At 59.2% G+C, this 15693-nt stretch carries 17 protein-coding genes; 11 read left to right on the top strand and 6 right to left on the bottom strand.

Going from position 1 to position 15693, the window contains the following annotated elements:
* Positions 1–92: 92 nt before the first annotated feature.
* Entirely contained in the window at positions 93–737 is a 645-nt protein-coding gene (locus tag ABGM91_RS02305; RefSeq protein WP_215427177.1) for a hypothetical protein, read from the bottom strand.
* A 223-nt stretch (positions 738–960) separates the two neighbouring features.
* Here ABGM91_RS02305 and ABGM91_RS02300 point away from each other — a divergent pair, with 223 nt between their 5' ends.
* From ABGM91_RS02300 to ABGM91_RS02290, 3 genes are read left to right on the top strand one after another with little or no spacing between them, the layout of a single operon-like run.
* On the top strand, positions 961–2025 hold the full coding sequence (locus tag ABGM91_RS02300) for an ABC transporter substrate-binding protein (RefSeq protein WP_354833371.1): 1065 nt from the start codon (positions 961–963) through the stop codon (positions 2023–2025).
* The gene (locus tag ABGM91_RS02295) at positions 2022–2810 is read left to right on the top strand and encodes an ABC transporter ATP-binding protein (RefSeq protein WP_354833369.1); all 789 of its coding nucleotides are present in this window, start codon (positions 2022–2024) and stop codon (positions 2808–2810) included. The genes ABGM91_RS02300 and ABGM91_RS02295 overlap by 4 nt, the downstream gene beginning before the upstream one ends.
* Positions 2807–3598 (top strand): ABC transporter permease, encoded by a 792-nt coding sequence (locus ABGM91_RS02290; protein ID WP_215427171.1) that lies wholly within the window; start codon positions 2807–2809, stop codon positions 3596–3598. The genes ABGM91_RS02295 and ABGM91_RS02290 overlap by 4 nt, the downstream gene beginning before the upstream one ends.
* A gap of 57 nt (positions 3599–3655) precedes the next feature.
* Here the strand turns inward: ABGM91_RS02290 and lpxD are convergent, their stop codons facing one another.
* A complete protein-coding gene (gene lpxD, locus ABGM91_RS02285) occupies positions 3656–4693 on the bottom strand; it encodes a UDP-3-O-(3-hydroxymyristoyl)glucosamine N-acyltransferase (protein WP_354833367.1) in 1038 nt (345 codons plus the stop codon).
* Between the two features lie 39 nt (positions 4694–4732).
* The gene (locus ABGM91_RS02280) at positions 4733–5329 is read right to left on the bottom strand and encodes an OmpH family outer membrane protein (protein WP_215427167.1); all 597 of its coding nucleotides are present in this window, start codon (positions 5327–5329) and stop codon (positions 4733–4735) included.
* Positions 5330–5478: 149 nt separating this feature from the next.
* On the opposite strand from ABGM91_RS02280, the gene panC reads away from it, so the two are divergent.
* Both panC and ABGM91_RS02270 read left to right on the top strand, forming a co-directional pair.
* Positions 5479–6324, top strand: coding sequence for a pantoate--beta-alanine ligase (gene panC / locus ABGM91_RS02275; protein ID WP_290565022.1), 846 nt, complete (start codon positions 5479–5481; stop codon positions 6322–6324).
* 29 nt (positions 6325–6353) lie between these two features.
* Entirely contained in the window at positions 6354–7007 is a 654-nt protein-coding gene (locus tag ABGM91_RS02270; protein WP_102725557.1) for an ABC transporter ATP-binding protein, read from the top strand.
* 36 nt (positions 7008–7043) lie between these two features.
* On the opposite strand, the gene ABGM91_RS02265 is transcribed toward ABGM91_RS02270, so the two are convergent.
* Together ABGM91_RS02265 and ABGM91_RS02260 are read right to left on the bottom strand one after the other, a co-directional pair.
* Positions 7044–8030: a M28 family peptidase gene (locus tag ABGM91_RS02265; protein WP_354833364.1), complete on the bottom strand. Its 987-nt coding sequence runs from the start codon at positions 8028–8030 to the stop codon at positions 7044–7046.
* Between the two features lie 127 nt (positions 8031–8157).
* On the bottom strand, positions 8158–9141 hold the full coding sequence (locus ABGM91_RS02260; RefSeq protein ID WP_354833362.1) for a hypothetical protein: 984 nt from the start codon (positions 9139–9141) through the stop codon (positions 8158–8160).
* Between the two features lie 256 nt (positions 9142–9397).
* Between ABGM91_RS02260 and cdaA the strand changes: the two genes are divergently transcribed.
* The 3 genes from cdaA to bioD are packed head-to-tail and all read left to right on the top strand — an operon-like array spanning position 9398 to position 10975.
* Positions 9398–10189, top strand: a complete 792-nt coding sequence (cdaA, locus tag ABGM91_RS02255) for a diadenylate cyclase CdaA (protein WP_257996465.1) — start codon at positions 9398–9400, stop codon at positions 10187–10189.
* The gene (locus tag ABGM91_RS02250; RefSeq protein ID WP_180972273.1) at positions 10167–10319 is read left to right on the top strand and encodes a hypothetical protein; all 153 of its coding nucleotides are present in this window, start codon (positions 10167–10169) and stop codon (positions 10317–10319) included. Before cdaA ends, ABGM91_RS02250 begins: the two co-directional genes overlap by 23 nt.
* A gap of 14 nt (positions 10320–10333) precedes the next feature.
* Positions 10334–10975 (top strand): dethiobiotin synthase, encoded by a 642-nt coding sequence (bioD, locus tag ABGM91_RS02245; RefSeq protein WP_354833359.1) that lies wholly within the window; start codon positions 10334–10336, stop codon positions 10973–10975.
* 127 nt (positions 10976–11102) lie between these two features.
* On the opposite strand, the gene ABGM91_RS02240 is transcribed toward bioD, so the two are convergent.
* Complete coding sequence (locus ABGM91_RS02240) at positions 11103–12482, bottom strand: nucleotide pyrophosphatase/phosphodiesterase family protein (protein WP_354833357.1); 1380 nt, start codon at positions 12480–12482, stop codon at positions 11103–11105.
* A 79-nt stretch (positions 12483–12561) separates the two neighbouring features.
* Here ABGM91_RS02240 and rph point away from each other — a divergent pair, with 79 nt between their 5' ends.
* The 3 genes from rph to ABGM91_RS02225 all read left to right on the top strand — a co-directional run bounded on the left by rph (position 12562) and on the right by ABGM91_RS02225 (position 15508).
* Positions 12562–13347, top strand: coding sequence for a ribonuclease PH (rph, locus tag ABGM91_RS02235; protein ID WP_290565017.1), 786 nt, complete (start codon positions 12562–12564; stop codon positions 13345–13347).
* A gap of 197 nt (positions 13348–13544) precedes the next feature.
* Positions 13545–14303, top strand: a complete 759-nt coding sequence (locus ABGM91_RS02230) for a type II secretion system protein (RefSeq protein ID WP_215427151.1) — start codon at positions 13545–13547, stop codon at positions 14301–14303.
* Positions 14304–14653: 350 nt separating this feature from the next.
* Positions 14654–15508: a PEP-CTERM sorting domain-containing protein gene (locus tag ABGM91_RS02225; protein ID WP_354833355.1), complete on the top strand. Its 855-nt coding sequence runs from the start codon at positions 14654–14656 to the stop codon at positions 15506–15508.
* The last annotated feature ends 185 nt before the right edge of the window (positions 15509–15693 follow it).

The raw sequence follows: 15693 nt of genomic DNA, 5'->3' as shown, positions 1-15693 counted from the left end.
GTATGGCGGCCTTCCGCGGGTTGATGCCCGCTGGCGCCGGGCGGCTGTTTCCTCCGTGGAATGGCCGCCTCCGGTTTTTTATGGGTCCGGGTTCAGGAGGCGCGTTTGGCCGCCAGGTGCATGCACCCCAGGATGAGGGCAATGATCACGAGCGGCCCAAGGATGTCCCCGTACCCCACCATGCCCGTGTTGACGGGGGCCAGGCACAGCAGGAACCACCATGCCAGGGCCAGCAGGCGCAGAAGGGGGGAAGAGCCGCTCCCGGAGAGGAAGACGTAAATGATGAGGGCCCAGAGCCGGGAGAAGCGCGGCAGCGTGACCAGCCATTCCCGGTGGTCCGCGCCGGGCCAGACAAGCGTGCCGTAAGAGCCGGAGGCGGGAAGGTCCCCCCACATGGTTTCTGCGGGAAGCGCCAGGTTCATCAGCAGGTTCAGGAGCAGTCCCGCGTAAACGGTAATCATCAGCGCTCTCCATTGGGCGGCCGTGCGCACGGCCAGGAGCAGGAACGCGGGAACCAGCAGGAAGGGTGTCAGCTCCAGCACGCCCATCCAGGCGGGAAGGAGGGAGCCTGTTTCCGCGTAGCGGTCCGCGCCCTGGGGGATGGCGGAGAGGATGGCCCAGTACAGGAGCAGCAGGAGGATGCAGCGGTATCTGACGGCGCGGCTCACGGGGCGTTCTTCATCCGGAGGAAGGCCCAGCCATGCTCCGGGGTGCGGCTGATTGGTGGAGTAAGGCATGGAGGGAACCGGCGCCTTTTGTAACGGGAACGTAGGGGTTTGTCAATAAAGCGCGGTTCCGGTCCGGAAAGCGGGGTTGTTTTTCAACAAAATGGACATTTCAGGTGTCCATTGTGACAAAGTTGTTGCCATCGGCTTCTTGCCGCGGGCGGTTCATTTTGATAGTCGGTGCCTGAAAGGGCGCGGAAAGTCGGCTGTGCCCAGTAACCCCTTCCTTTTGTTCATGTCCCATTCCATATTCCTGACGATTTTACCGGCCCTGTTTTTCTGCCTGCTGGCTGTTTCCTGCGGAGATAAAAGAAAGGAGGATCCGAATGTCATTGAATTGAACTTCGGCCATTTTCCGAATGTGACGCACGTGCAGGGGCTGGTGGCCCACCATTTTTCCCGGGAGGGGAAGGGGTGGTTTGAGGAACGCCTGAAGGAGGCCACGGGGAAAGACGTCAGGATCAACTGGTACGTTTATAATGCGGGGCCCAGCGCCATGGAGGCCGTGTTCGCCCAGTCCATAGAACTGGCGTACGTGGGCCCCAGCCCGGCCATCAACGCGTTTGTGCGTTCCCGCGGGGAGGACATACGCATGATAGCCGGAGCCGTGGAGGGGGGCGCCGCCCTGGTGATTCCGAAGGATTCCGTGCTGAAGGAGCCTGCGGATTTCCGCGGCAAGGTGATTGCCACTCCCCAGCTTGGCAATACGCAGGATGTTTCCGCCCGCGCGTGGTTTTCCCGCGGCGGCCTGCACGTGACGCAGCGGGGCGGGGACGTGACCATTCTGCCTACTCCCAATCCGGAACAGTTGAGCCTGTTCCGGCAGGGCAAACTGGACGGCGTATGGACGGTGGAGCCGTGGGTGAGCCGCCTGGTGATGACGGCGGGGGGGAAGGTGCTGGTGGATGAAAGGGAGTCCATCGCCACCGTGCTGGTGTGCGGGGCGGAGTTTCTTCAGGACAAGCCGGAGGTGGTGAAGGCCCTGGTGCAGGCGCATCAGGAGCTGAACGAATGGATACGCCGGAATCCGGAGGAGGCCCAGGCGATCGTGGTCAGGGAGCTGGAAGAGCTTACCCATTCCAAAATAGATCCTGCGCTGATTGCGCAGGCCTGGAAGAGCATCGTCATGAAGGACAGGGTTTCCCTTCCCAAACTCCAGCAGTTTGTGCAGGACGCCCATCACGCGGGGTTCATGAAGGAAGTGCCGGACGTGGCCGGACTGGTGGTTCCGGAAGCGGTGGAGGAACCGCTGGCTGAAGAGGAACGGCTAACCATGATGAAGGAGGCAGCCGGAAAATGATGATGGGTGAAGAACATTGCGGTCCCGGAGGGTGCAAGCTGCGCATTGTGGATGTGAGCAAGGTGTTTGAAGGGCGGCGCGGAAAGGTGGTGGCCCTGGAGGGGATCAATCTGAATATCAGGGGCGGCGAGTTCGTTTGCCTGGTGGGAGCCAGCGGGTGTGGAAAGACTTCCCTGCTGAATATCATCGCCGGGCTGGAATTCCCCTCTTCCGGGGTGGTGGAGCTGGACGGGGAACCCGTGACGGGGCCGGGCAGGGACCGCACCGTGATGTTCCAGGAGTCCGCTCTGTTTCCGTGGCTGGACGTGATGGGGAATGTGATGTTCGGCCTGAAGCTGACTCCCGGCCTGACGCGGGGGGACCGCCTCGCCATTGCGGAAAAGAATCTGGAGCTGGTGGGGCTGAAGGATTGTTCGCACTCCCATATTCATGAGCTTTCCGGAGGAATGAAGCAGCGCGTAGCGCTTGCCCGCGCCCTGGCTACCAGCCCGCGCATCCTGCTGATGGACGAGCCGTTTGCCGCTCTGGACGCCATGACCCGCGAACAGCTTTACCAGGATCTTCAGGATATTCATTTCCGCTGCGGCATGACGATCATCTTCGTCACGCACAATATGCGCGAGGCCGTTTGCCTGGGGGACCGCGTGGTGCTGTTTACTCCGCATCCCGGCCGCATCCGGGAAGAGTATTTTGTGAGCCTCCCCCATCCCAGGGACATTAATAACCGGGACCTGGCGCAGTTGTCCGCCCGCATCACCCAGGATTTGAAAGGAGCGATGGCATGAACAGGCACAAATGGTCCAAGTGGGCGGCCCATGGATGTTCGCTCGTATTCTTCATCCTCGTGATCTGGGTATGGCAGTATTTGAGCGACCAGAAGGTGTGGAAGCCCTATTTGTTTCCCTCTCCGCTTGAGGTGTGGGAGTATTTGCGCTCTTCCTTCATGGACGGGTCTCTGGAAGAGTCTTCCTGGATTACCGTGAAGAGGCTGGTCATGGGGTACGGAATAGGGCTTGTCATGGGTATTCCGCTGGGCATGCTGTGCTCCCGCTTCCAGTTGATTCAAAATACCCTGGGGCTGGTTTCTCTGGGGTTTCAGGCCCTTCCCAGCGTGTGCTGGGTTCCGCTGGCTACCCTGTGGTTCGGCCAGACGGAGGGGGCCATGCTGTTCGTGGTGATCATGGGGACGCTGTGGTCCGTGATTCTGGCGACGGCCAACGGCATGCGGAATGTGCCGCCCATTTACGCCCGGGCGGCGCGCACGATGGGCGCGGGGCCCTTTTACTGCCTGATTCACGTGACTCTGCCCGCTTCCGCCCCGTTTGTGGTGAGCGGCATGAAGCAGGGCTGGGCCTTTGCGTGGCGCTCCCTGATGGCGGCGGAAATCTTCGTGCCCATTCTGACCGGGTTCGGCCTGGGGCAGCTCCTGCATTATGGGCGTGAGCTGAACGCGATGAACCAGGTGGTGGGCATCATGTTCGTGATCGTAGTGATCGGCCTTTTATCTGACAAGATTCTGTTTTCCCCGCTGGAACGGTTCCTGCACCGCCGCTGGGGGACGGGGCAGGCGTAAAAAGGCGCGCCTTCCAGAGACGGGAGGCACGCAGGTTTTCCGGCGCCGGCAGGTCCGTTACTTGCCCGGGTTTTCCAGGCCCTTCTTGAGGGCATTGAATTCCTTGATCAGTGCCGGAAGCTTTCTGAGGCAGGCGTATTGCCGGCTGGCGTCCCTGAACGGGGATGCCGGGAAGCCCCAGTAGGTGACGTTTTCCGGAATGTCCGCGATGACTCCCGTTTTTGCGCCCATGATGGATTTTGAACCGATTTTAAGGTGGCCGGAGATGCCGACCTGTGCGGCGATGGTGGCATAGTCGCCAACCTTGGTGCTGCCCGCGATGCCTGTTTGGGCGGCAATGACGCAGTGTTTACCGACGACGACGTTGTGGCCGAGCTGGATCAGGTTGTCAATCTTGGTGCCTTCCCCCACGATGGTGCGGCCAAACCTGGCGCGGTCAATGGTGGTGTTGGCGCCTACGTCCACGTCATCCCCCAGTTCCACGATGCCCACCTGGTCAATGCCCACGTAGCGGCCATTGTCCCCCATCAGGAAGCCGAATCCGTCGGACCCGATGACGGCTCCGGGCTGGATGGTCACACGGCTGCCGAGCTTGCAGCGTTCACGGACGGTGACACGGGCGTACAGGCGGCAGTTTTCCCCCATCGTGACGCCGTCCCCGATGTCGCAGCCGTTGCCGATGTCCGTACCGTCCCCGATCACGCAGTGCGCGCCGATGCAGGTATAAGCCCCCACATGGATTTTATCCGGGTTGAAGCTGGCGGAGGGGTCAATGATGGCCGTGGGATGAATGCCGGGGGCGAACCGGTAGGCGGAGGCCATGAAGTATTTCACCAGGGCGTTGAACGCCATGGAAGGGTTGTCCACTTCCACAAAGGCGGTGTTTTCCGGGTAGGCGGGCAGACCCGGCGGCACCAGGACGATTCCTGCGGAGGTGTGCAGAAAGTCCTGGAAGTATTTCTCATTGCCGAGGAAGGAGGCTTCCTCACGGGTGGCGTCGAGAAGGGAAGCGACCCCGAACACAGCCAGTTCGGGGTCGCCTGAAAGGATTTTTCCCCCGGTAAGGGCGGCCACGGCTTCAAGTGTAAGCTTCATGGGAGTATGATTCCGCCTTCCCGGGGGTAATGTCAAGGGTTAGTTGGCCGGGGCCGCGGGAGCGGCAGGAACGGCCGGGGTCTTTTTCTTGGTGGGGTCAAAGCCCTTGGGGGCGTCCTTGTTGAGTTCCTTCATCACGGTGGGGGTGATGTCCATGCTGGGCTTCGTGTAGACGAAGACCTGGTTGGAACGGAGGGCCTGGGCGCTCTTGTCCAGAACAAGGTCATAATTTCCCTTGGTGGCGATGCCTTCCGTGATCTTGGTGATTTCACCCATGATCTTGGTGGAGCGCACCTTCATCTGTTCCTGGAGGGATTTGAGCTGGCGTTCCACGAAGCCGCGGCGTTCCTGTTCCAGCGCAATGACTTCCTGACGCTTGATCTGGGCTTTCTGTTCCAGTTCCTTTTTGTCCTTTTCATTCAGCATGGGGTCCTGAAGCTTCTTGACCATGTCATTGAAGTCCGCTTCCATCTTCTTGATGGTTTCCGCGCGGGTGTTGTTGGTTTCCTGCACGGTCTGGGCGGCCTTGTCCACTTCAGCTTGGGCTTCATGGGTTTTATAGTAATCGGCAAAGAGTTTCTGCACGTCCACCGTTGCTACTTTCAGCTCGGCGTTGGCAGTGGCGCTCAATGCCATTGCAGCGGATACACATAATGCTGTTTTGAAGAATCTCATAATTTTTAGCGTCTTCTGACTTTGCCAGTTTACATGCGGAAAAACATGCGTCAATCTTCTAGGTATATTTCAGGATTGAACTTTTGTCATCATGGGGCCACTTTAAGCGCATGCAAACATTTTCCACCAAGGCCCAGTTAAAGGGCGCCCTGCTGAAGCACCACCGCAAGCATGACCATGTGGTTCTGGTTCCCACGATGGGAGCCCTCCACGACGGGCACCGCGCCCTGCTGGAACAGGCCCGCAAGCTGGCGGGAGAAGACGGCGTGGTGGTGGCCAGCATTTTCGTCAACCCCATCCAGTTCAATAATTCCTCCGACCTCCAGACCTATCCCCGCACCCCTGAAAAGGATTTGGAAGTGTGCGAGGGCGCGGGCGTGGATTACGTGTTTTCCCCCGCTCCCGAGGAGATGTATGCCGGGGAGCGCAGCATCACCGTGGAGGAGGGCTGTTTATCCGCCACCCTGTGCGGAGCCTCCCGTCCCGGGCATTTTTCCGGCGTCTGTACGGTGCTTGCCAAGCTGTTCAACCTGGTGCAGCCTACGGATGCCATTTTCGGCAAAAAGGATTACCAGCAGCTGGCGATTATCCGCCGCATGGTGCGTGACCTGGATTTTCCGGTGCACATCCACGGGGCGGAGATCGTGAGGCACGGGAACGGCCTGGCCTATTCCTCCCGGAACGCCCGGCTGACGCCGGAGCAGAAGGAACAGGCCGTGGTGATACGGAAGGCCATGCTTCAGGCCCGGGAGGAGTTCCGCGCCGGAACGGATGTGCAAGCGGTGAAGGAGCATGCCGCCGCCATGATTGAGGCGGTGCCCGGCACGCGCATCGATTATCTGGAGATTGTGGATGCGGAGACCATGCAGCCGCTGGCGGAGAACCGGAATCCGGCCCTGATGGCCGCAGCCGTCTATTTCGGCGACGTGCGTCTTATTGACAACATAGAACTTTAATCCCGTACGGATTCCCTTATACTGCGCCCGTGATTACCGCCGCCAACCTCCACCGCAGCTATTCCATCGGCAAGAAGTCCATTGAAATTCTGCACGGGGTGGACCTGCACATCGCCGCCGGGGAAAAGGTGTTCCTGTGCGGCCCCAGCGGAGCCGGAAAGACCACGCTGATGTACACGCTGGCCGGGCTGGAAACGCCCCAGCAGGGGACCGTGACGATTGACGGCACGGATATTTACGCCTTGTCCGCCACGGCGCGGTCCGTGTTCCGGAACCGGAACATGGGGTTCATTTTCCAGAATTACCTGCTGATGCCGGAGCTGACGGCGCTGGAAAACGCTTGCCTGGCCTCCTCCATTGGCAGGAGGCCGCGCGTGGAATACGTGACGGAGCTGATGGAGCGCGTGGGCCTCTCCCACCGCCTGAACCATCTGCCCAGCGAGCTGAGCGGCGGGGAGCAGCAGCGCGTGGCAATCGCCCGCGCGCTGGCGAATGACGCCCCGATTATTTTTGCGGATGAACCTACCGGCAATCTGGACCGGAAGAACGGCGCGGAGGTGCTGGACCTGTTGTTCGGCCTGGCGGACGAGTCCCGCAAGACGCTGGTGATCGTGACGCATGACGAGCACCTGGCCCGCCGGGGAGACCGCATCATCACGATCATGGACGGAAACGCCGTTTGAGGCTGTCCGTTCCGGGGAGTTTTTTATCTCTCCGTTTTATTTGCCGTCTTGCGCCAGATGCAGCACGGCTTGGTGCACGCCCCGGACCACCTGCGCCATGCAGGCGTAGTCCAGCGTTTCCGGCAGGTCTCCGGGCTGGTGGTAGTTCGGGTTCCGGAAGAAGGAGGTGTCCGTAATCATGACGGCGGGCAGGTCTTTGGCCCAGAAGTTGCGGTGGTCGGAGAAGTCCATGCACATGCCCTTGATTTCCGGCAGGTTCAGGCGGACGGTGGGAAGGAAGGCCTGCATGTTTTTCTGGATGGTACGCGCCAGCCTGACGCTGTCCCAGTTGCCGACGATGGCGATGAAGTCCCCCTTGTCCGGATACAGGGCGCCCATGCCCGCGGCGGGGTAGGACTGGCTGTTTTCCTTGTCCGAGAAGTAGCCGATCATTTCCAGGCAGATCATGGCTTTCACCCCTATCTGCTCCGTATAGAGTTTCCGGGCGTGCTGTGCGCTGCCCATCTGTTCCGTGCCGAAGTAGGGTGGTTCCTCATTGGCATACGCGATAAGCTCAATGGTGCAGTGGGGGGAGACGCCCTTGAGCATGCGCCCCAGGGCCAGCAGGCCGGCCACGCCGCTGGCGTTGTCATCCGCTCCGGGCGTGTCTCCGCAGGTGTCGTAATGCGCGCCTACGATGATTCTTTTGGCGGATTTACCGGGGAAAACGGCGCTGACGTTGACGAAGGTGCGTTTGTCCGCCGTGAAAGGCTGGTACGTGACCGTGGCTCCCGAGCCCGCCAGGGACCGGGCGATGTATTGGACCGCCCTGGCCTGGTTCTTTTCATACCCCGCCGGGCGCGGGTGGCAGTCTTTGGACAGGTAGCGGACGTCCTTTTTCAGCTCCTGCTCCAGCCCCGGGCGGACGGCAGCGGCGGGAGCGCCGCCGTCCGCGGGGGTGGTGCAGTGGGAAATGATGCAACCCGTGGAGATGGTGAGAATGGCCAGGGCGGAAAATAGAGAGAGATAAACCCGGAGCTTCATGCTCCCTTTATAGCATTCTCCCCTGTGGTGACAACTTCAATGCGCCCGGCCGGGTTCTATTTGGTTTTGCGTCTGTCCATGAACAGGAAAGGACGCTTCTTCAACGGGCCTGGAACGATGGGCCAGCTTATGACCGGAGTTTTCGCTCAGCCGCGGCCACCAGTTCATCAATCAAACGAATTCCCTCCTCAATGTCATGCATGTCTTTTTGGGACTTAAAGAACCTGAATTCCATCCTCCGGACGTTTTCATCCGCTTCGAATAGATGTTCGATGTTGATTGCCTGATAATGCAGGGCGCAGTCAATACTGTCCAAGTAAGGGCCGAATTGTTTGCTGACGTCATGCTGGAACTGTGTCCAGGTAGGATGTTGAAATAACCATGCAGCGTGTTTCTCCCTGAATTGCTGGGGAGTCCTAACGCTGCTGCCGACATGTGAAAACCAGGAGGGGAAACGGTCTTCCATGTTGTCTTTCTTTGCCGTTGCCTCCCATGGTTTATTGGGCGTCGCTGTGGCTTGTATCCTGTTACTTGAAAGAAATGGATCCTTTTTGTCATTCCCGGAATCTATTAAAGGAGCATACCGGCTGTTGCCGTCGTGCAGCTCGCGGTACCTTTCTTCAGTTGCGATCAATGTATTGACGGCCAGCGGAAAGTTGTTGTTAAATCCCGTTTCGTAATCCACATTGATATGGCCGCCTCCGTCACCGGCCCGGAAACCGAGATCCGTCAATGCAGTGAATAAGGAGTCAAAATTATTACTCAGAGGACCGGTAATTTCCGGAAAGGTTACAGGCTGCGTCTGTATTTCAATGACTCCGGGGTCAAGGCTGGTGGTTATCCAGAAGGGAGCGGATTCATCCATAAAGTTCAACTGATAAATGGGTTCGCCGAATTTGCCGTTTTTTTCAGTTCCTTCATTCTGTAAGCCTAGACGTCCCACGAGTCCGTCTACGAAGGTCATGTATCTGCCCTTCAGCTCGTGTGTGATAGCTTCTTCGTTCTTAATGGACTGGGTCCAATTGCCATAGCTCCAGAGCTGGGGATTCCGAGGATCACATTCAAAGGTGAATTCAAATCCTATTTTAGCTGTTGTCAAAATATTGCTCATGAATATGTTTTTTTGTTTTTCCTACTCTGTTTATCTTGCGGATTTTCGGGTCCTCCGTGTTAAGCCCAGGAATGCTCCAGTTTTTGCTTCCGTAGGGCTTGCAACCTGAAGGTACCTGCGCCGTGCGGCCCTTTCCGTCTTTGCTTTCCCAAACGCCGGTATTTTTTCCCAAACGTCCTGCGCCGCATCCCCCGTGATTGTTTGCGGGAGAGGATCGGTATTGCAATCATGCGGGTTGTTGTGTAGCTTGTTGCGCATGTGGGACTGGATTATGATCAAGGATGCGCTCCGGGCGATCGTTGAAATTTTCATCCTGTGGGTATTCCTGTACCAGATTTACCGCGCTTTCCACGCGACGCGCGGCGCGCGCATCATGGTGGGGCTGTTCGCCTGCTTCCTGGCCCTGGTGGTGCTGGCCTTTTTCTTCCAGTTGAACGTGATTTCATGGATACTGACGCGCATTTTCGCCCCTGGCCTGGCGCTGGCGCTGGTGGTGATTTTCCAGCCGGAGCTGCGCGTGGGGCTGGCGAAGCTGGGCAGCCATCCGTTTTTCTCCTCCTTCGCCAAGCTCCAGCGGGTGGATTTCCTGGACAATTTCTGCAAGGCGGTGAGCAAGCTTTCCAACCAGCGGTTCGGCGCCCTGTTCGCCTTTGAGCGGAGCATCAGCATGAAGCCCATTGAAGATTCCGGCGTGAAGCTGGACGCCATTTTTTCTCCTGAACTGGCCCTGACGATTTTCCATACCAAGACGGCCCTGCACGACGGGGGCGTGGTGATTTCCGGCGACCGCATTTCCGCCGCCGCCTGCGTGTTCCCGGTCTCCCAGAAGGAGATGAGCGACCGCACCCTGGGGCTGCGCCACCGGGCGGGCGTAGGCATGTCCGAGGAGAGCGACTGCGTGGTGGTGGTGGTGTCCGAGGAAACGGGAGCCATCGCCCTGGCCGTGGGCGGCAAGCTGGAACGCAACCTGACGCCGGAACAGTTGAAGGGACGCCTTGAAGAACTGCTGAATATTTCTTCTTCCAATGAAAAAACTGCTATTGCTTAACTGGCCGGCCAAGCTGTTCTGCCTGGTGCTGGCCGTGATCATCTGGTCTTTTATCAATCACTGGGTGACCACTCCCGACGGCGTGTCCACACGGGGGCAGCTTGAGGAGATCAGAAGGTCCCATCCCTGAAATTGAATATTGATATGAGGAATTTCATTGTTACCGGAACGGATACGGAAGTAGGCAAGACTTACGTGAGCTGCCTGATTGTCAAGGCCCTGAGAGAAGCGGGAATTAATGCCGCAGGGTTCAAGCCTGTGGCCTGCGGAGACAGGCAGGATGCGCGCCTTTTGCGTGAAGCCGGACCGGAAGGCCTGACGCTGGACCAGCTGAATCCCGTTTTCCTGAAGAACGCCACGTGCCCTTATGTGGCCGCACGGCTGGAGAATACGGCGGTGGATGAGGACGCCATCCGCCGCGGCTATGAGGCCCTGGCCACGGCTCATGAGTGCGTGCTGGTGGAAGGGGTAGGCGGCTGGGAAGTCCCCATCGGCCCCGGACGTAATTTCAGCGACCTGGCGGCGGATTACAAGCTGCCCGTCCTGCTGGTGATCGGCAACAAGCTGGGGGCCATCAACCATGCCCTGCTGACGCTGAATGCGATCAAGGCGCGCGGCCTGGAATGCCTGGGCATTGTGTTCAATAACGTGAAGGATGAGTGGGATACCGCCTGCGTGACGAACAGGAGCATGGTGGAGGAGTTTTCCGATGCGCCCATTCTCGGAGAGCTGATCCATGGGCAGGATTTCATGGATATTGACGCCCTTCTGGAACGCCTGCGCTGAGGCTGTTTTACGGATGGACGGAGTTCCGGAGGCTTGACTGCGGGCCTGCCTGCCGCGGGGAGAGATTTTCCCGGAACTGGAAGATGGCCAGGGACGGGCCTCCCGCTGACCGGCTGCTCTTTTGCCGTCAATCCTCCGCGAAGGCGGAGAGAATGGCCTCATGCACATCCTGCGCGGAACGGATTTCCGGCAGGGAAGCAGGGCCGATGAATACGGGTTGCTGGTGTGCGGGCACCTTGTCCCGTCCGTGGGAGCCTTTTACCAGGTCTCCGTTGAGCGGAATGACTTTCATCAGGGCGCGGAAGCCCAGCTTTTTTTTCAGCAGGAAGGCGGCGGCATGAAGCATGGGGAAGGAGAGGGCGGGGTCAAAAAACATTTCCGCGGGGTCATAGCCCGGTTTGCGGTGGATGTCCACGCAGCGGGCGAAGTCCGGCGCCTTGGCGTCATCCTGCCAGTAGTAGTAGGTGAACCATGCGTCCGGCGCCGCGATGGCGGTGAAGTCCGGCAGGCGTTCCTGCGCCGCGGGATTCAGCCCGGAGAAGTCCGTTTCCCGGATTTCCTCCACGCCCGGGACGGCGGAGAGCAGGGCCCTTGCCTCCTCCTTCACGGAGGGATCGTTGATGTAAACCAGGGCCGTCTGGTGGTCCGCCACGGCAAAGGCGCGGGAGGCGCCGCAGTCCAGCATTTCCGTACCCATTTCCGGTTTCACGGTGATCCAGCCCCGTTCCCGGAAGAGGCGGTTGAGGGCAATGCTGCGGGAGACGTCGGAAATCCCGTATTCACTGAGGATAACGGGGGTGACGCCCTCCTGTTCCAGAAAGCCGATCAGGTCGCACAGGAGGCCGTCCATGGCCTCCGCCGCCCGTGCCGCCTGCATGGAGGAGGGACCGAATTTCTGAAGGTCATAGTCCAAATAGGGCAGGTAGATGAGGCTGAGGTGGGGGCGGTGCTTCCGTTCCACCCACCGGGCGGAGTCCGCTATCCAGCGGGAGGACTGGATGCCCGCCATCGGCCCCCAGAAGGTGGGGAAGGGGAATTCCCCCAGGTCCTTTTTAATGGTTTCCCGGAGTTCCATGGGCTGGGTGTAGATATCGAAGACCTTGCGGCCGTCCGCCGGGTACATGGGACGCGGCGTGATGGTCCAGTCTGCCGTGGAGTACATGTTGTACCACCAGAAGAGCTTGGCGCAGGTGAAGCCGGGGCCGTACCGTTCCCGTAGTTTTTCCCAGAGGCGCGGTCCCTGCACCAGCTTGTTGGACTGCTTCCAGAACTGGATTTCACTCATGTTCCGGTTGTACCATCCGTTGGCGGGAATGGCGTGCTCCCGCGGGGAAAGCCCCGTTACGTAGGTGCTCTGCGCCGTGCAGGTAAGGGCCGGGAAGGCGGGGGGGAAGGAGGAAACGCGCCGCCCCTCCGCCCACGCAGTGAGCCTGGGCATGTGTTCCATCATCTGGCGGGAAAGGGCCACCACGTCAATGACGGCCACGCGGGTGCTGGGGAGTTTCATGGAGGGGATATTAGCGGTTTGGCGCGGGAATTCCACTTTCCATTTGAAAAAACCGCCCGCATCCGTCATGATTCCGCGCATGGAACGTCAGGATAAACGACTTGTGGACCAGTTGCGCCCGATCAGCTTTGAAACGGGCATTGCCCCGAACGCCACGGCCTCCGTGCTGGTGACCTTCGGCCGCACCAAGGTGATTTGCGCCGTTACGATTGAGGAGGATGTGCCCCGCTGGATGAAGGTTCAGCGCGTGGAGGGCGGGTGGTTGACGGCGGAGTATTCCATGCTTCCCTATTCCACGCTTGACCGCAAGCGCCGTGATATTACGGCAGGGAAGCTGGACGGGCGTTCCAGCGAGATTCAGCGCCTGATCGGCCGCTCCCTGAGGGCCGCCGTGGATCTGGGCAAGATCGGCCAGCGCACGATCTGGGTGGACTGCGATGTGCTGCAGGCTGACGGCGGCACCCGAACCGCTTCCATCACCGGGGCTTCCGTGGCCCTGGCCATTGCCGTGAACAAGCTGATGGCCGCCGGGAAGCTGGCGGAATCCCCCCTGAAGAGGCTGGTTTCCGCCGTTTCCGTGGGCATGCTGGACGGGGAGGCCCTGCTGGACCTCTGCTATGTGGAGGACAAGGACGCGGAGGTGGACATGAACCTGGTGATGACGGATCACGGAGAGTTTGTGGAAGTGCAGGGTTCCGGGGAGGAGGCCGTGTTTACGGCGGACCAGATGAACCGGATGCTGGAACTGGGCCGCAAGGGCCTGGACGAGATTGCGGAGCTTCAGCGCCAGGTCATTGCCGAGGCGGACAAGCCGGAAGCCGGAGCGCTGGAGGACCTGAGCGCCTTTTTCGGCAGCGGCAGGTAGGCATGGATTTCCCATGGCGCGGGATTTTTCCGCCCCCCGGAAAACGGGGCGCGCGGAGGAAGTCCGGCGCCTTTCCAGGCCCAACATTTTTATGAGAATATGCTTGTCCTGACTGGGAAATCACGTTAATAGTAGAGACGAACATAGATAACCACGTACGGTTTTCTTAAACTGTAAACATTCCATCATATCCAACAATGAAAGTATCTTTTGCAACACGCCAGTTACGCAGGGGGTTCACCCTGATCGAACTTTTGGTTGTTATCGCCATTATCGCCCTGCTGGCTTCCGTGGCGTATGGTCCGATTCTGAACCAGATCAACAAGGGCGACCAGATGCAGGCCCTGACCAACATGAAGAACGTGGGCGTGGCGATGAACGAGTTCAAGTCCAACAGCAAGCTGGGCAACTTCCCGGATGACATCACCGCAGACCGCGTGGTGGCGCAGCACAACTACATGACAGGCCTGGGCGCTCTCCAGGGAGACACCTCCAATGACTACTTCCGCCAGCTTCTGGGCAACGAATCCGTTTCCGAAAGCAACTTCTACGCCAAGGTGCAGACTCCTTCCGGCGGTTCCACCGTCACCCCCGACGGTGAAATCTATGACGGCAAGGCCCTGACCCCCGGTGAAGTGGGCATTTCCTACGTCATGCGCAAGGGTGACAACAACAAGAAGGTGGGCATCGGCAGCTCCGTGGGTGAATACCCCCTAATGGTTACTTCCGTGCTTCCCGGTGAAGACGGCGGCACTGTCGTGGCCGGCAACGCCGTTCGCTTTGACCCGGAAAGCTTCCGCGGCAAGGTTCTGATCTTCACGACCGCCCAGAGCGCCAAGACCCTGGAACTGGACGACAACGACAACCTCCAGGACACCTTCATCCCCAAGAGAAGGGGCAAGGACGTCAGCGACCAGTTCCTGATTCTTACGCCTGATTTCAGCGGCCAGGAATAAGTTTTTCCACCAGCATGATTTGCACAGGGCGCATCCTCCGGGGTGCGCCCTTTTTAATGGAATTTTATTTGGAAACTGGCCCGCTTCCCACGGCCGGAAATCGCGGTATGACAGAGAGGGCCGGGAGGGGAAAAAGGAGAAAAAAAGTGTATACGCAGCGGTTTCCCGGAGGGAAAATATTGTTGGAGTTCTACCTTGTGATTTAACGGGAGGCTGATTGGCGCGTTTTTTGTTTTTCCGGACGCGCTTTCCCGGCGGAGCTGGGGGCCGGGTCTTCCTTCCGGGGCCAGTGTCATTTATGGGTCATCTGTTGTGCAATACGGAACCGCGGCGGTTTCAATACACTTATCATGACCAAGATTGCCATTGCCCTGTTATCATTGACCGCGCCGCTGGTGTACGCCGCCGTGCCTCCCGGTTCAAGTCCCGGAACCCCGGTTCCGGGTGATGAGGCGGTTATTAAAATGGATGCCGTGCTCCCCCTTTCCCGCGAGATGGTGAAGGCGGTTAATGACGGCGGAGCCCTGACCGTTTCTTCCCCCGCCTTTCCCTCCGGTTATTACATCCTTTACCGTTTTGTTTCTTCCCGCGGGGATGTGGTGCAAGCCTTCTCCGTGGTAGACGGAAAACCGCTTCAGGGGGTGGGAATGGCTTTGCCCGTGCAGGTGAAGGCCAGGGGGATTCTGAATGAGGATGTTTCCTGGAAGCTGGAACGGGAAATAGCGGCCATGTTTTCCTACGGCAAGTCCTATATGCCCCATAGCGAGGAGGTCATGGTCCGTGAGGCCGTGTACGGCCCCCTGTCCGGATCACTGGTATCCCGTGGCGGCGGTGGCGGTTTTTACGGCGGCCCTCCCAGAATAGCGGGTGGATTTGCCGCAGACCATGTCAAGCCTGAGGTGCCGGGAGTCAGTTCCAAACCGTCAGATGACAAGGGCAAGCCCTCTGTTCCGGATAAAAATCCGGGGGCCGGTCCTTCCGCTGATCCGGAACAGGATGAGAATGACGCCATCGTTGATTCCGGGGAGAAGGAACTTTCCCTGGAATCCCTGATCACGGGAGATGCCCTTGAGGCTCCATTCCTTGAACCCAAAAAACTTCGTCTGGCCAACAACTTGAAGGCGGAACCCGTACCGGAACCTTCTTCGGCCATGCTGGGGGCGTTTGGCATTGCCTGCCTGCTGATGCGGCGCAGGAGGAATTAACTGTTCCGTTCCGGTTGTCCGGTTCATTTTCCCATGCCCTTTATCCGGACGGTAAGGGCGGCATGGTTTCTCCCTTCTCCCATGCATGGGCAATGCAGGGTTACGGCCCGTAACAGGCAGGATCATGAAAAAGGCGTTCCGGCCTTGAAAAACCGGAACGCCTTGATGCGGAAAAGAGGCTGGAT

The organism is Akkermansia muciniphila (genome assembly GCF_040616545.1).
Taxonomy (GTDB): domain Bacteria; phylum Verrucomicrobiota; class Verrucomicrobiia; order Verrucomicrobiales; family Akkermansiaceae; genus Akkermansia; species Akkermansia muciniphila_E.
Note: the sequence above shows the minus strand (reverse complement) of the source record. Positions and strands in the feature narration are given on the sequence as shown.

What these genes read in the sequence shown, in the direction of transcription:
- ABGM91_RS02290 (WP_215427171.1), top strand. Translation starts at nt 2,807, where the DNA reads ATGAACAGGCACAAATGGTCCAAGTGGGCGGCCCATGGATGTTCGCTC.
- ABGM91_RS02230 (WP_215427151.1), top strand. Translation starts at nt 13,545, where the DNA reads ATGAAAGTATCTTTTGCAACACGCCAGTTACGCAGGGGGTTCACCCTG.
- rph (WP_290565017.1), top strand. Translation starts at nt 12,562, where the DNA reads ATGGAACGTCAGGATAAACGACTTGTGGACCAGTTGCGCCCGATCAGC.
- ABGM91_RS02240 (WP_354833357.1), bottom strand. Translation starts at nt 12,482, where the DNA reads ATGAAACTCCCCAGCACCCGCGTGGCCGTCATTGACGTGGTGGCCCTT.
- ABGM91_RS02260 (WP_354833362.1), bottom strand. Translation starts at nt 9,141, where the DNA reads ATGAGCAATATTTTGACAACAGCTAAAATAGGATTTGAATTCACCTTT.
- bioD (WP_354833359.1), top strand. Translation starts at nt 10,334, where the DNA reads ATGAGGAATTTCATTGTTACCGGAACGGATACGGAAGTAGGCAAGACT.
- ABGM91_RS02225 (WP_354833355.1), top strand. Translation starts at nt 14,654, where the DNA reads ATGACCAAGATTGCCATTGCCCTGTTATCATTGACCGCGCCGCTGGTG.
- ABGM91_RS02250 (WP_180972273.1), top strand. Translation starts at nt 10,167, where the DNA reads ATGAAAAAACTGCTATTGCTTAACTGGCCGGCCAAGCTGTTCTGCCTG.
- ABGM91_RS02305 (WP_215427177.1), bottom strand. Translation starts at nt 737, where the DNA reads ATGCCTTACTCCACCAATCAGCCGCACCCCGGAGCATGGCTGGGCCTT.
- lpxD (WP_354833367.1), bottom strand. Translation starts at nt 4,693, where the DNA reads ATGAAGCTTACACTTGAAGCCGTGGCCGCCCTTACCGGGGGAAAAATC.
- panC (WP_290565022.1), top strand. Translation starts at nt 5,479, where the DNA reads ATGCAAACATTTTCCACCAAGGCCCAGTTAAAGGGCGCCCTGCTGAAG.
- ABGM91_RS02280 (WP_215427167.1), bottom strand. Translation starts at nt 5,329, where the DNA reads ATGGCATTGAGCGCCACTGCCAACGCCGAGCTGAAAGTAGCAACGGTG.
- ABGM91_RS02295 (WP_354833369.1), top strand. Translation starts at nt 2,022, where the DNA reads ATGATGATGGGTGAAGAACATTGCGGTCCCGGAGGGTGCAAGCTGCGC.
- ABGM91_RS02265 (WP_354833364.1), bottom strand. Translation starts at nt 8,030, where the DNA reads ATGAAGCTCCGGGTTTATCTCTCTCTATTTTCCGCCCTGGCCATTCTC.
- cdaA (WP_257996465.1), top strand. Translation starts at nt 9,398, where the DNA reads ATGTGGGACTGGATTATGATCAAGGATGCGCTCCGGGCGATCGTTGAA.
- ABGM91_RS02300 (WP_354833371.1), top strand. Translation starts at nt 961, where the DNA reads ATGTCCCATTCCATATTCCTGACGATTTTACCGGCCCTGTTTTTCTGC.